At 71.8% G+C, this 13,788-nt stretch carries 11 protein-coding genes and 3 pseudogenes; 8 read left to right on the forward strand and 6 right to left on the reverse strand.

Annotated features, from left to right (window positions below; translation table 11 throughout):
- Positions 1-196, forward strand: a pseudogene (locus AB0D08_RS37685) (NADP oxidoreductase); the annotation flags it as partial.
- A gap of 121 nt (positions 197-317) precedes the next feature.
- Positions 318-509, forward strand: a pseudogene (locus tag AB0D08_RS37690) (IS5/IS1182 family transposase); the annotation flags it as partial.
- A 28-nt stretch (positions 510-537) separates the two neighbouring features.
- Here AB0D08_RS37690 and AB0D08_RS37695 read toward each other — a convergent pair.
- Together AB0D08_RS37695 and AB0D08_RS37700 are read right to left on the reverse strand one after the other, a co-directional pair.
- On the reverse strand, positions 538-1,524 hold the full coding sequence (locus tag AB0D08_RS37695; RefSeq protein WP_359894865.1) for a helix-turn-helix domain-containing protein: 987 nt from the start codon (positions 1,522-1,524) through the stop codon (positions 538-540).
- 368 nt (positions 1,525-1,892) lie between these two features.
- Positions 1,893-2,771, reverse strand: a complete 879-nt coding sequence (locus AB0D08_RS37700) for a hypothetical protein (RefSeq protein ID WP_359894866.1) — start codon at positions 2,769-2,771, stop codon at positions 1,893-1,895.
- A 299-nt stretch (positions 2,772-3,070) separates the two neighbouring features.
- Here AB0D08_RS37700 and AB0D08_RS37705 point away from each other — a divergent pair, with 299 nt between their 5' ends.
- From AB0D08_RS37705 to AB0D08_RS37715, 3 genes are all read left to right on the forward strand, one after another.
- Positions 3,071-3,730 carry an ATP-binding cassette domain-containing protein gene (locus tag AB0D08_RS37705; protein ID WP_063794418.1) on the forward strand — a complete coding sequence of 220 codons (660 nt, stop codon included), beginning with the start codon at positions 3,071-3,073 and terminating at the stop codon, positions 3,728-3,730.
- On the forward strand, positions 3,727-5,670 hold the full coding sequence (locus tag AB0D08_RS37710; RefSeq protein ID WP_359894868.1) for a YhgE/Pip domain-containing protein: 1,944 nt from the start codon (positions 3,727-3,729) through the stop codon (positions 5,668-5,670). The genes AB0D08_RS37705 and AB0D08_RS37710 overlap by 4 nt, the downstream gene beginning before the upstream one ends.
- Positions 5,671-5,958: 288 nt before the next feature.
- A complete protein-coding gene (locus tag AB0D08_RS37715; RefSeq protein WP_359894870.1) occupies positions 5,959-6,510 on the forward strand; it encodes a DUF4232 domain-containing protein in 552 nt (183 codons plus the stop codon).
- A gap of 69 nt (positions 6,511-6,579) precedes the next feature.
- Here the strand turns inward: AB0D08_RS37715 and AB0D08_RS37720 are convergent, their stop codons facing one another.
- A complete protein-coding gene (locus AB0D08_RS37720) occupies positions 6,580-7,137 on the reverse strand; it encodes a DinB family protein (protein ID WP_033822036.1) in 558 nt (185 codons plus the stop codon).
- Between the two features lie 101 nt (positions 7,138-7,238).
- On the opposite strand from AB0D08_RS37720, the pseudogene AB0D08_RS37725 reads away from it, so the two are divergent.
- Positions 7,239-7,555, forward strand: a pseudogene (locus AB0D08_RS37725) (HTH domain-containing protein); the annotation flags it as partial.
- Here AB0D08_RS37725 and AB0D08_RS37730 read toward each other — a convergent pair.
- A complete protein-coding gene (locus AB0D08_RS37730) occupies positions 7,553-7,951 on the reverse strand; it encodes a multicopper oxidase domain-containing protein (protein WP_359894872.1) in 399 nt (132 codons plus the stop codon). The pseudogene AB0D08_RS37725 and the gene AB0D08_RS37730 sit on opposite strands and share 3 nt — an antisense overlap.
- Positions 7,952-8,209: 258 nt before the next feature.
- Between AB0D08_RS37730 and AB0D08_RS37735 the strand changes: the two genes are divergently transcribed.
- The gene (locus AB0D08_RS37735) at positions 8,210-8,905 is read left to right on the forward strand and encodes a hypothetical protein (protein WP_359894880.1); all 696 of its coding nucleotides are present in this window, start codon (positions 8,210-8,212) and stop codon (positions 8,903-8,905) included.
- A gap of 545 nt (positions 8,906-9,450) precedes the next feature.
- Here AB0D08_RS37735 and AB0D08_RS37740 read toward each other — a convergent pair.
- Complete coding sequence (locus AB0D08_RS37740) at positions 9,451-9,900, reverse strand: hypothetical protein (protein WP_359894874.1); 450 nt, start codon at positions 9,898-9,900, stop codon at positions 9,451-9,453.
- A gap of 627 nt (positions 9,901-10,527) precedes the next feature.
- Between AB0D08_RS37740 and AB0D08_RS37745 the strand changes: the two genes are divergently transcribed.
- Positions 10,528-12,450 (forward strand): putative Ig domain-containing protein, encoded by a 1,923-nt coding sequence (locus tag AB0D08_RS37745; protein WP_359894878.1) that lies wholly within the window; start codon positions 10,528-10,530, stop codon positions 12,448-12,450.
- 67 nt (positions 12,451-12,517) lie between these two features.
- Here the strand turns inward: AB0D08_RS37745 and AB0D08_RS37750 are convergent.
- Positions 12,518-13,788: hypothetical protein (locus AB0D08_RS37750; RefSeq protein WP_359894876.1), on the reverse strand; the 1,271-nt coding region annotated here is incomplete at its 5' end.

Here is a 13,788-nt window from a genome sequence, read left to right on the forward strand (position 1 = left end):
GTTCCTCTCCGGCGACGACCCGCAGGCCAAGCAGACCGTCCGCGACCTGCTCACCGACCTCGGCTGGCACCAGGACTGGATCACCGACCTCGGCGCAATCCGCACCGCCCGCGCCACCGAGGCCGCCATCCTCTTCGTCCCGCACGTCATCCGCGCCGACGGATTCACACCCTTCGCCATCTCGATCGCCCGCTGACCCGCACGGCGCACCGCCCCTGCGGGCGGCGGGCAGGCGGCACAAGGGCAGAACGGACGAGGCGCCCGGGCGGTGTTGAGCGAGATGTCTCACGTCTCAAGCAACCAGCCGGGGAGCCTCGTTGGTCACCTGTCCTGCCGTACTGGACCTGCCGCATGCGCTCGTCGGGTGGGTCACCCCGCTGATCGTCACCCCCGAGGGTGACCGCCGGTGCAAGCTTCGGCCCTCCCGGCGAACCTTGGTGGCGCCGGTGCCTCTGTGCAGGCACGACACCCTCGCCCAGATCGTCACCGGCTTCCGGATCGGCGTCGGCATCCGCTGAACTGCGGCCGTACCTCTGGTCACGCGTTCTCGGCCGGCCCGTGGCCCGGCGGGTGCCGGTTCGGCGAGAGCGAGGCTGCGCCGGTCGAGCGGGCGTACTCGGTGGGAGTCTGACCGTAGTGCTTCTTGAAGGCCCGGGTGAAGTGACTGCCGTCCGCGAACTGCCAGTGTGCGGCGAGTTCCGAAATGCTCAGGCGCCCTGACGGCGCGGCGAGGGCGAGCCGGGCCTCATGCAGTCGCCGGTGGCGGATGTAGGTGGTCACCTGCTCACCCACCGCGGCGAATGCCCGGTGCAGCGTACGGACGGAGACGTTGAGTTCACGTGCGAGCACGGCCGGAGAGAGTTCGGGGTCGGCGAGCCGACGGTCCGCGAGGTCCTTGGCCGCCTGGGTGAGCGCGGGAGCCAACCGGGGTTCCACGTCGTCGAACCGGCCCTTCACCACCGCCTTGGCCAGCTCGACCAGGGTGCCTTGGGCAGCCGCCACACCGGCCGGGCCGAGGTCGACCACGGTCATGTGGATCATGTCCGTAAGTGCCGTCAGCAAGCGCATCTCGGCCGAGTCCGCCGGCCCGGTGATGACCCGGGTCCCGAGTAGGGGTTTGAGCTCGCCGGGGGGCAGGACGAGGAACTTCGCCGTGAGGTGCGCCGTCGTCTCGAAGGCCGTCAGGCGCCCGAGGTGCCGGACGAGGAACTGCCCAGCCGACACGGTCCGGTCGCCGTAGCCGGGCGGGCCTTCCAGAGTCCATGCGCCGCGCCGCACGACGTACATGGCAACCAGGTCCTGATCGCCGCCCGGGACGTCCGCGGTCCGGGTGGCCGACGCGGCGTGAAGATCGGCGATCGCCGCGCCGTGCACCTTGGCCACATTGCCCCTGACCCGGAAGTCACCGATCGTATCCGTGCTGAAGGCCGGCAGTTGAAAGACGTCGTCACCGACCTGCGTCTCCCACCCGCGCCGGAAGACGTCGAGTCCCCCCGGTGCGGCGCCTTGGGCAGTCGAGTCCACTGCGAACACCCCGCGCGCGCCGTCGACCTCCGCTCCAGTACCGTGCATCCCGCTCCGATCCCCTCGCAGTTGGTGGATTCTCATGATCATCGCAACGCCGCAGGTGTCATGCTGTCAGAGCGGCGGCGAACAGCTCGGCGGGGGTCTGCCGTCCGAGGGCCTCGAGAGGAGAACGCTGGTGGACGGCGCTGCGGCCAACGCTGCGCTTATACAGGCCCGCCCTGACCAGGCCCGGGACGGCCGGTCAGATTGATCTCGGGTCTGGTGCAGCAGGGCTCGGTGAGTCTCCGGCGACTACGACCCGTGCCGCCCACGGCCGTGTTGCCGACAACGTCGCCTTCGCCGGGCGCCGGACGCTCCGGAGGGTCTCAGGCTCGCGGGGGTGCTGCCAACCATCGTTCTGCGCGGCTCTGCTTGTCGGAGTCTCCGGAGCGGCGGGCGTGCGCCAGCAGTCGGGCGCGCAGCGGTTCGGGCAGGCCGGCGACGTCCCGCTTCTGGCGCGGGCGGGTCTTCCAGCCCACCAGGTGCCGCACGGCCCCGGCGTCGTGCCGCTCCTCGGCCCGCGGGTCGGCGAGGGCGGCGAGCAGGTCGGCGATCGGCACCCTGCCGAGCAGTTCGCCGGGCACGCCCTCGTGGACGGGGTAGCCGGAGCAGCGCCCGCTGCCGGAGCCGTACCACTCGAGCAGGGCCAGCACCCGCTCCACCGGGTCGGGGAACGTCAGCTGTAGTCGGTCCGTGAGTTCCACGAGCAACTCGGAGGAGGGCCTGCCGCCGGTGCGGGAGAGGTCGAGGATCCGGTCGGCGGTCCCCTCCAGTCCGGCGGGCATCGCGGCCAGCCAGCTGCGCTCCTCCTCGGCCCCTTCTTCCGCCCGTAGCCGGTCGGCCTCGAACTGCTGCATCGGGCCGGGCATGCCGTGCCCGTCCAGCCACGCCAGGAGCGGGCGGCCGTCGGCGAGGACGGCGTCGCTCTCCCACTGCCCCCATCTCAGTGTCGCCCCATGGTGCAGGACGACGACTGCGAGCCGCCCACCGTCCCGGTCGAACACCTCGAAGCGGACGTCCCCGAGGCACATGCAGTGGAACCCGGGCAGCGATTCGACGGCCATGGCCGTCCTGAGCCGGGCCGACTCCGCCGGATCGGAGAGGTCCACCCGGATCTCTCCGTCCGCCCCGGAGCGGCTCACCGAGCTCACCCGGACCAGGTGCGCCTGCTGCAGCACGCCGTCCAGCGCCGTCGTCCCGTCCATGAACCGATCCCTCCCCGTCCGGGCCGCAGGTGCACAGCCCGCCCGATTCCACCGCAGCACCCGACCGCCTCGCAACCTGGTCCCCCTTGCGCGCAATCCAGCTCGCCCGCCGACGGGCTGATCCCTCCGGAGTGAAGGTCAAGCCGTCCGTGAACCGGGTGCTGACGGCCCGGAGTCGGCAGAGTTGTGACGCGGCTTACAGCATCATGCGGCCGATCCGGGATACCGGACGGTAGGTGAGGATTCCCGGTGTTGAGGTGGTCGCGCGCGGCGTGAGCGTGTGCGGACCGCGAGGAGCGGTGTTCGAGAGCCTGGACCTGCGGGTCGGGGCGGGTGGCCTGCTGGTGGTGCACGGCCCGGGCGGGTCGGGGCGTACGTCCCTGCTGCTCGCGCTGGCCGCCCGGATGCGGCTGGACTCGGGGGCGGTGCGGGTCGGCGGACACCTGCTGCCCGGTGCCGAACGACAGGTCCGCGACCTGGTCGCCGTCGCCCGCGCGGAGCCCGCCGTCGGTCTCGACGGCAGACTCCGCGTGAGCGAACTGATCGCCGAACGGCGCATCCTGACGCCCAAGACGGCGTGGCGTCGCATCGATGACGCCTTCGAGGTGGTCGACCTACAGGTACCTGGCCGCGAGCTCGTCCGGGACCTGTCCCCCGCCGACGGGCTCCTGCTGGCGGTCGCCCTGGCACTGGCCGCGGAGCCGGCGGCGATCGTCGTGGACGACGTGGACCGCAGCTGCCCGGCCGCCGACCATACGCGCCTGTGGCAGGCACTGAGCCGGGTGTGCGCCACCGGGTGCACCGTGCTGGCCGGCGCCTGCGACCCGCCCGGCGCGCTCGACCCGACGCCCGCCCTGGTGGCGCTGCCCCGGCTGAGCCGCAACCGCCTACCCGGGACCGGCCAGGAAGGCCGCACACAACAGTGCCCGGCACCGCACGTCACCGAGGAGTGCGCATGACCGCGATCAGGCTGGCCCTGCTGGAACTGCGGAGCTTCCGCGGGCCGCTCCGCCGCTGGGTGCCGCTGCTGCTGTGCCTGATCCCGCTGCTCTACGGGGCGATGTACCTGTGGGCGAACTGGGATCCGTACGGCAAGACGCATCGGATCCCCGTCGCGGTGGTCGACCAGGACCGGCCCGCCGACACCCGGCAGGGCCTGCGCGTCGACGCCGGAGCCCAACTGGTCCAACAACTCAAGGCATCGCGGGACTTCGACTGGAAATTCGTGGACGCGACCGAGGCCCGCGCCGGCCTGGAGCACGGCCGCTACTACTTCACGGTCCACATCCCGGCCGACTTCAGCGCCAGGCTCGCCACCGGCCCTGACCAGCAGCCGTTGCAGGCGGCGATCCACATCGAGCTCAACGACGCCAACAACTACATCGCGGGCGTCATGACGGAGGTCGTCCAGTCCAAGCTCCAGGACCAGGTCAACTCCGCCGCCCACGAGGCCTACGTCCGGGGCATCTACGGCCAGTTGGGGGACGTCCGCGCCAAGCTGGGAACGGCGGCGGACGGGGCACAGGCCCTGGTGAACGCCACCACCATCGCCCAGCAGGGAAGTTCGGCCGCAGCCGACGCCACCGCCACCCTCCACACCGGCTCCGCCCAACTCGCCGACGGTGCAGAACAGATCAGCCAGGCCGCCGCCCAGGTCGACAAGGCCACCGCCGCACTCGACAAGGCAGCCGCCCAGCAACTCCCCACCGCGGCCGACGCGCTGGTGAACGCGGCGAGCCTCACGGCCCAAGGCCTCGACGCAGTTCACGACGGGACCGGCCAGGTCAAGCGAGGTACCGCAGCAGCGGTGACCGACCTCGGCCGCCTCGCCGACGCGCACCCCGAACTCCGCAACGACCCGCTCTTCCAACTCGCCCTACGGGACGCCACCACCGTGGACGACACGGCCGGGCAGATCGACAGCCGCGCCACGACCGCGGCCGGCAACGCCCACAAGACCCTCCAACAGGCCACCGACATCCGGGCGTCGACCGCCGCGCTCCAGCAGCAGATCCGCGACGCCCGGACCCCCCTCGCCCTGATCGACTCCGGCGCGCAGCGCGTGGCCGCCGGCGCGGACACCGTTACGGCGGGCCTCGCCACCCTGCAGCAGGGATCCGGCACGCTCAGGACCGCCGCCGACCAGGCGCACGACGGCGCGACGAAGCTCGCCGACCTGATCGGCAACGGGAAGGCGCAGATCCCGGAACTCAGCAACGACCAACTCGCCGAAGCGTCCCAGGTCCTGGGCACCCCGGTGCGCATCGACCGCTCGAACCTGCACCCCGCCGGCGTGTACGGACGCGGGCTCGCCCCGTTCTTCTTCGGCATCGCCCTGTGGGTGTTCGGGCTCTTCGCCTACCTCCTGCTGCGGCCGGTCAACCGGCGGGCGCTGGCCGACCGCACCCGTTCCACCACAATCGCCGTCGCGGGCTGGCTCCCCGGCGCGGCACTCGGCGTCATCGGCGCCCTCGTCCTGTACGGCGTCGTCGACCTGACCCTGGGACTCCACCCGCTACGACCGCTGCAGACGGTGGCGCTGCTCGCGGTCGGCGCCGGTGCCTTCGTCGCCGTCGACCACTGCCTGCGGACCGCGTTCGGCGCCGTCGGGGACGTGCTCTCCCTCGTCCTGCTGATCCTCCAGCTCACCGCCTCGGGCGGCCTCTACCCGATGCAGACCACCCCCGCGTTCTTCCAGGCCATCCATCCACTCCTGCCGATGACCTACCTGGTGGACGGCCTGCGCGTGACGATCTCCGGAGGTCTCACCTCCCACCTGCTGCGGGACATCGCCACGCTGGCGGGCTTCGGCCTCGCCTTCCTGACCATCACGACCCTCACCGTCCGACGTCAGCGCAGCTGGACCGTGGCCCGACTGCACCCCGACATCGAACTGTGAGCCCGAGAGCCCGGCCGGTGGCCGGGTGGCGCCAGGAGGGTTGAGGTTCATCCCGGGAAGTTCGTGTCCATCGCAACCGGCGCAGCTGTCATGGTGTCCTCACTTCCGACAACGCACGACCGGACCGGGCGGAGGTGGCCCGCCGGCCGTCCTGACGATCCGGGGGGATCCATGCGTTCGCGCTCTCTGTTGACGGTCTCCGTTCCCGTGCTGTGTGCCGGGCTCGGCCTGACGGCCTGCAGTTCCGGTTCCACAGCCAGTCCGCCGAAGACTGCTGCGGTCGCGCCGGTGTCGGTCGTACCGGTCGCGGGCCAGTCCGGTGCTCCGGCCGCCGCCCCGTCCGCCGCGCCGTCCACCGGCGCGGTCACGACGGCCAGGAGCTCCGACAGCTCGCAGGCGCCCAAGTGCTCCACCCAGGACCTGAGGTGGACCCTCACCCGCCTCACCGACGCAGGTACGGGCACCGGCGCCAAGGATCCGGCGAACGCCGAACTCGTCGCCGTCAACGCCGGCACCCGCAGCTGCACCCTGACCGGGTACCCGAAGCTCGAGTTCCACCTGGGCAAGGGCCCACAGGCCACCGGGGTCGGAACGGGCAGCCCCGCTCCGGTGGCGCTGGGCGCGGGTACGAAGGTGGTGATCGCCCTGCGCTACTCCGAGTTCAACGGCAAGGGGCCCGACAGCGGCAACTGCGTGTTCGTCACCGCCGGCGCCGCCGAGGTGGCCGCGCCAGGTGACGGCAGCGGAGTCCGGGTTCCGGTGGTGGACCGCAGTGGCAAGCCGGCGGAGATCACCATCTGCGGCAACGAGGTCCGGATGAGCCCGCCCGTCACCCGGTAGGAACCGGCCGTCGGCACTCGGCGCGCGCCGGCAGCGACGCCGGCCGAGTGCCCCGCGGCGGCCGGGTGGTCAGCCCATGCTCTTCGCGCCGTCGATCGCCTCGCGGATGATGTCGGCGTGGCCGGCGTGCTGGGCGGTCTCGGCGACGACGTGCATCAGCACCCGCCGGACGGACCATTGCGCACCCGGCTCGAACCACGGCGCCTTCGGCAGCGGCCGGGTGGCACCGAGGTCGGGAAGGGTGATGACCAGCTCGTCGGTGCGGCGGGCCACCTCGTCGTAGTCGGCCAGCACACCGGCGAGCGTCTCACCGGGCAGGAGCCGGAACTCGTCGGCCCGGCGGGCGAAGTCGGCCTCGGTCCAGGTGGTGAAGTCGGGCATCGCCGCCGGGCCGTCGACGATGAACGCGGCCCAGGTCCGCTCGACCGAGGCGACGTGCTTGATCAGGCCGCCCAGACACAGCTCGCTGGTGGTGGTCCGCGCTCCGGCCTGCTCATCGGTGAGGTCACGGGTGGTGAAGCGCAGGAAGTGTCGCTGCTTGGCCAGCGCCGCCAGCAGGTCGGCGCGCTCGCCGGTCGCGGCCGGCGCGTCGGTGGTGGACTCGCTGACGGTCAGGGTCTCGCTCATGGGGGGTTTCCGCCTTCCGTGGTTTCTTGCTCCGTCGACAAGGTCAACGTTAGGAGCCATAGCGGTCACCTTCTGACCTGAATAGCGGGAGGATCGGATCCATGGCCAACACCAGCCGCCGAACGCTGCGGCTGCTCTCCCTGCTCCAGGCCCACCGGTACTGGCCGGGCGACGACCACGGGCCGATCGGCTGGACGTCTCGATCCGCACCCTGCGCCGCGACATCGACCGGCTCCGCGAACTGGGCTACCCGGTGGAGTCGCAGCACGGTGTGGACCGCGACTACCAGCTGGCCGCGGGAGCGGCACTGCCGCCGTGGGTGATCGACGACGAGGAGGCGGTCGCCCTGGCCGTCGGCCTGCAGGCCGCCGCGGAGGGCGCGGTGGAGGGCATCGCCGAGGCCTCGGTGCGGGCACTAGGTGGTGCAGGTGATGCCGGTGTCGGGGCGGTGCGGTGTGTTGTGGCCGCCGTGGTGGGGCGGGTTGGGCGGCAAGCCGTTGACGTGGGTGATCTGCAGGGTGTCCCCGGCCCGTGCCCGCAGCGTCGGCCCCGGGATCGCGCCGTTGTAGGTGCGGGTGGTGAGCCGGCCGTGGCTCGGCACGAGGACGTCCGTGAACCGGACGTCGAGGACCTGTTCCAGGACCCGGCCGCCCGCGCCCGGCGCCGGTGCCGGGGTGGTCACCGGCGGCTGCGGAAAGCCGCGCGCCACCGCGGCCGCGGCGCGCCCGGCCGCCAACCCCGCGGCGGCGGACCCGTCGGCGGCGACGGTGAGGCCGACGGCCACGCCCGACCTGAGCACCGACCGGCGGCTCATCCCGCCACTCACTCCCGTGAGCGGACAATCTATGACCAACCGTCCGAAGTGTCCGGCACTGCACCGCCGCGGCACGCCGTGCTCCTCCGCGGACGGTCCCGACACGTGCACGGTACGGCGGCGCGCCCGGGGGCGGCCGGGTCGGGGCCCGCGTCTCCAGGTCTTCCGCCGATCCCGCCGCCCGCCTCACAAGGGGCCCGTATGCCATCAGGACGCGGTCGTGACGCAGTCGAGACGCATGAATGGCAGCATCGCCGCATGGCCACAACGAGATCACACAGGCGGCGCAGAAGGCTGGCCATCGGTGCCGGCGTGCTAGCCACAGCTGTGGTTGCCGCCGGGGCGTACTGGGGCTACGTCCCGATCTGGCCGGGCATCGGGGGTGTCGCGCGATCACCCCAGGTGGCGGCCGCCAGCCGGACTGCGTCCGTGGAGCTGGACCGTCGGTTGTCCGAGATATCCGGTGCGCTCCCGGGCTCGCCCAGATCCTTGGGGGACGCGACCCTGGACCGCTGCCTCCGGGGGCATCGCGAGTTCGACTCCGACTCTGCTCTCCCGGTGTTCTGCCAGCGGCAGACGGCACTGTACGTGACCTTCGACGGCGGGCTCCAGGATGTGGCCCGCAGGTGGCACGAAGCACTCACCGCCCAGGGCTGGCAGGGCTCCCCGGCGCCGCTTCCATCCGGCTCCGGCTACACCGCCGAGCGCCGTCACTACGTCGACCCCGCGACGGACGACTACCTCGTCATCACGATGGTCGGCGACCAGCAGTCCCTCCCCCTGCTCTCGAACGAGCAGTCCTTCGAAGGTGCCACCCAACACCGCCGCGAATACCGGCCGTTCAATGACCGACAGGCCGCCGAATCGGCCCTGTCCGGCCGACACCGCGTGGCCGAGATCTCGCTGATCCGGACGTACTTCTCGGAGGGACCCCGGCCGAGGCCACCCTACTGACGCTCCAGCCGTAAGGAGCGATGTTGCCGGCGCTCAGACAGGTGCAGCCAGCGCCGATCATCGGTGTGCGAAGACAGACGGCCCTGTGGTGGCCGAAGGCCGCAACGTGGTCCCTGCCTGCCGGCCGGAGGAGTTCGAGCGGCTGACGGTCGCACACGGCGCGAAGGGGCACCGCCACTACGACTGGGAGCCCGTCGCCCGCACCGCGGCCGCCCCCGACGGGCGGCCATCAGCACCTGACGATCCGCCGCAACCGCAGCACCGGCGAGCCGGCCCACTACCGCTGTCCCTCGCCCCGGCGCTGCTCTCCAGCTGGTCGAGCTCGTGGGAAGCCGCTGGACGGTCGAGGAGACGTTCCAGGGCTCGAAGGCGCCGACGGGACCGGACGAGAGCAGCAACGTGCGCCGCCGGGTCACCCTGGCCCCCTCGCGCACCCCTTCCTCGCCGTCAACACCGCCCTCGAACGCCCCACCGGCCCCCGGTCGATGACGCGACCAGCCCCGCTACGGATGGAGTACCAGCGAGTCGCCGGATCGACCGGACAGTCATTCGTCCTTCAGCGCCGCCTGCACCACCGCCGCCGGCTGACGGCCGATCGGCCAGGACGTCACGAGCTCCAGGCGACCGACCGCCCATGCGAGCCAGTCGGCATCGCCGAGCCGGTGGGCGTCACCGGCAGCGACCGTCTGCGTCATCAGCTCGGCCAGGAGCAGGATGTGTGTCGGCTTGTACCAGGCGGCGTGCCGGTCGAAGGTCAGCTTCCGGTCCTCGTACGGGTGGCGGAGGGTCATGCTGAGGTGGCCACCCCCGCGTCCCTTGAAGGGGCCGGGGAGGCCGCCGAGTATGCCCGTCAACCCGAGCTCACCCTCAGAGGCCGATCCCCTCGTCCCGTGCCCTATCTGGATACCGATCCCGAGCATGACCTTGGACCAGGGAATCACCTCGTCCTCGGCGCCGCCTTCGAACCGGACCATTCCCTCTGTTCGGAACTCCACCCAGCAACCGTCCGGCCGGTGGGAGTCTCCCACCACCCAACGCCCTGAGACGAGTTCCAGCGGCCCATAGGTCTTTCGCATATCCCCCATGGACTCATTGGATCACGCGTTCGCGCCGGATCGGAAGCTGTACCCCTCGGCCGGATGGGGACAGGTCCCGCAGCGGTGCGTCGGAGTCCGCGGGCAGGCGGCGCCGGGCCCGCCCCCTCGGGTGCGGCCGCCCGCGCCACGCGGTTGGCAAGCCATGGACAAGGCCCGGCAAAGGCTGGCGGCCCGGCCTTGCCGCGCCGCCACGGCCGTCAGTAGCGTCGAAGCCACGCAGCCGAACAACTGCCCCGGCGGGTAAGCCATTTGGCGCGCCCAGCATGCTGTCAGGCCCCTGACAGTCGACTGCGATACCCCACTCCCGTACAGCGCATCGGACCGGCTCCCGGCCACCAGCCGCGGCCGGTCTGCACATGCCGAGATCCGTCAGCACGGGCACGGGCCAGCACCGGCGCACACCCCTGCCGGGACCGGCCGCGCCCTCACCCCACGGAGGGTCGACTCTTGCGCTCCCACTCCCCCAGCGGCAGCCCGCACCTGCCCAGACTCCGCGGACTCCTCGCCGGGCTCCCGGCCCTGGCCATGGCGGCCACCGGCCTCCTGGCCGTGGCCGCCCCGAGCGCCACCGCCACCGACACCGGCGCCCAGTCCCCCGTCGGCACCAGGCGGGTCTGCGCGGCCCCCAGCCACCCCGGCGAGATGGCCTGCCTGGCGCTCGCCCGTACCGACCTCGTCCAGCAGCGGACGCTGGCACCCGACGCCACGCCGTCCGGCTACGGTCCGGCCGACCTCACCTCGGCCTACAACCTGCCGGCCTCCGCCGGCGCGGGCGCGACCGTGGCCATCGTCGACTCCAACGACGACCCCAAGGCGGAGAGCGACCTCGCCGCCTACCGCACCCAGTACGGGCTGCCCGCCTGCACCACCGCCAACGGCTGCTTCAAGAAGGTCGACCAGCGCGGCGGCACCAGCTACCCCACCGCCGACAGCGGCTGGGCCGGCGAGATCTCGCTCGACGTCGACATGGTCAGCGCCGTCTGCCCCAACTGCCACATCCTGCTGGTCGAGGCGGACAGCGCGACCATGGAGAACCTCGGCGCCGCCGTGAACACCGCGGTCAGCCTGGGCGCCAAGTACGTCTCCAACAGCTACGGCGGCGGCGAGGACTCCACCGACACCGCCTCCGACACCGCGTACTTCAACCACCCGGGCGTCGCCATCACCGTCTCCTCCGGTGACTCCGGCTACGGCGCGGAGTACCCGGCGTCCTCCAAGTACGTGACCGCCGTCGGCGGTACCAGCCTCAGCCGCAACTCCAGCGCCCGCGGCTGGACCGAGAAGGTCTGGGGCACCAGCTCCGGCGGCAACGGCGCGGGCTCCGGCTGCTCCGCGTACGACGCCAAGCCGACCTGGCAGACCGACAGCGGATGCGCCAGGCGCACCGTCGCGGACGTCTCCGCCGTCGCCGACCCCGCCACCGGCGTCGCCGTCTACCAGACCTACGGCGGCAGCGGCTGGAACGTCTACGGCGGCACCAGCGCCTCCGCCCCGATCATCGCCGCCGTCTACGCGCTGGCCGGTGCCCCCGCCGCCGGCACCAGCCCCGCCTCCTACCCGTACGCGCACACCTCCTCGCTCTACGACGTGACCAGCGGCGCCAACGGCAGCTGCTCGCCGTCCTACCTCTGCACCGCCGCCACCGGGTACGACGGCCCGACCGGCCTCGGCACCCCCAACGGCACCGCCGCCTTCACCAACGGCACCAGCTCCGGCAACACCGTGACCGTCACCAACCCGGGCAACCAGACCACCGCGCAGAGCGGTTCGGCCTCCCTGCAGATCCACGCGACGGACTCCGCCACCGGCCAGACCCTCAGCTACTCCGCCAGCGGCCTGCCCGCCGGCCTGTCCGTCAACTCCGCCACCGGCCTGATCACCGGCACGGCCACCACCGCCGGCACCTACACCGTCACAGTCACCGCGACCGACACCACCGGCGCCGCGGGTTCCACCAGCTTCACCTGGACGGTCACCGGCACCGGCGGCGACTGCGCCCCGGTCCAGCTGCTCGGCAACGCGGGATTCGAGACCGGCAGCGCCGCCCCGTGGACCGCCAGCTCCGGCGTCGTCGACAACAGCGCCTCCCAGGCCGCCCACGCCGGCAGCTGGAAGGCCTGGCTCGACGGGTACGGCTCCACCCACACCGACTCCCTCGCCCAGACGGTGACCCTCCCGCAGGGCTGCCACGCCACCCTCAGCTTCTACCTGCACATCGACTCCGCCGAGACCACCGCCTCCACGGCCTACGACAAGCTGACCGTCCAGGCGGGCTCCACCACCCTGGCCACCTTCAGCAACCTCAACAAGGCGACCGGCTACGTGCTGCGCAGCTACGACCTCTCCGCCTTCGCGGGCCAGAGCGTGACGGTCAAGTTCACCGGCGCCGAGGACAGCTCCCTGCAGACCAGCTTCGTGATCGACGACACCGCCCTCAACATCTCCTGACGCCGTCGCGCACCACGGCACCACAGCTCCAAGGGGGCCGCGGCCGTGCGCCGCGGCCCCCGCGCGTTCACATCGGCCCGCCGTCGGTGGCACCGAGGTAGACCGGCTTGCGGGTGTCCACACCGATGCCCACCCAGTCGACCTTGATCCGGTTGCCGCTGCTGCCCCGGCTGAGTGCGTACCCGAAGTCCTGGCCGGCCTTGACCGGAAGCATCGCGGATGCTCCCTCCGTGCCCGGCGGACAGTGCGCGTGGGCGTTGAAGCCCGGGGCGCCGCTCCAGAGTTCGGCCTTGCTGCTTCCCGAGCCGTTGCGGACGGTCACGGTCACCCATCCGGAGGTCGGGGCGGTCCAGCGCTGCCGCAGTTCCCCCACGGTGTCCGAGCCGAGAGCGGCCAACTCCCAGGTCACGAAGGCGTCGGCGCTCTGCCTGACGACGAGTTCGCCATGCAGGGTCGTGACGCCCGCGACCGTCAGACTGCCGATGTCCAGATCGGGCTTGAGGACGGTGACCTGGGTTGAGACGATCCGGACGACCGGGTTGGAGGGGTCGCCGGTGGTGGCGCGCAGGTAGAAGGTGGTGTCGGCCTTGATGCCCTCCAGCTCCAGGCTGCTGCGGTCGGTGACGTCCCGTTCGACGCCCGGGTAGAGGAGGTCGTACTTCGCGTTCGCGGAACGCTCCCACGTCAGCTTGACGTCGCCGCCGTTCTGGATGATCGACGGCTCGCAGAGGAAGTTCCGCAGATAGAAGTCGGCCGGGAACTTCCCGAGGTTGAAGACCGTGACCCGGTCCTGGAACGCCGAACTGCCGGTCCGGGACGACTCCGTCACCGTGATCGGCGCCGTCCCGACCTTACGGCTCATAGGGATGTCCGACAGCTGGATCGTGAACCCGAGATCTGGGCCGACCGGCGTGTGATCCGCTGCCGGCGAGAACACGAACTCCTTCGCCGCGGCGTCCAACCGGGCGCTCCAACCGGCCAAGGTGATCCTCGGCGTCACTTTCGCCAGATCCGTCGCCAGGTCCGGCGACATCACGCCGGCCGGCACCTTCACCCGGATCGACTTCACATCCGCGGGCGTACCGCTCTGCCGCGACACCGAGATCACCACCTCCCCGATCTCCTCGGGCGCCTGTGGATTCTCCGGCGACGCCTTCAACGGACTCGGGGTGGTGGTCACGGTGTAGGACAGCAGCGGATCGCTCGCGGCAGTGCCGGCGAAGTCCTGCATCTGGATGACCAGGGCGAGTCGCTCGCCGGAACCCGCGCCGCCCTGGCCGAACTGGCCGGCGCCAACGAGGTCATCAAGGCCCACGCCGCCGCCGTCCAGCGCGCCGA

The sequence above is a fragment of the Kitasatospora sp. NPDC048540 genome (assembly GCF_040651175.1).
Lineage (GTDB): Bacteria > Actinomycetota > Actinomycetes > Streptomycetales > Streptomycetaceae > Kitasatospora.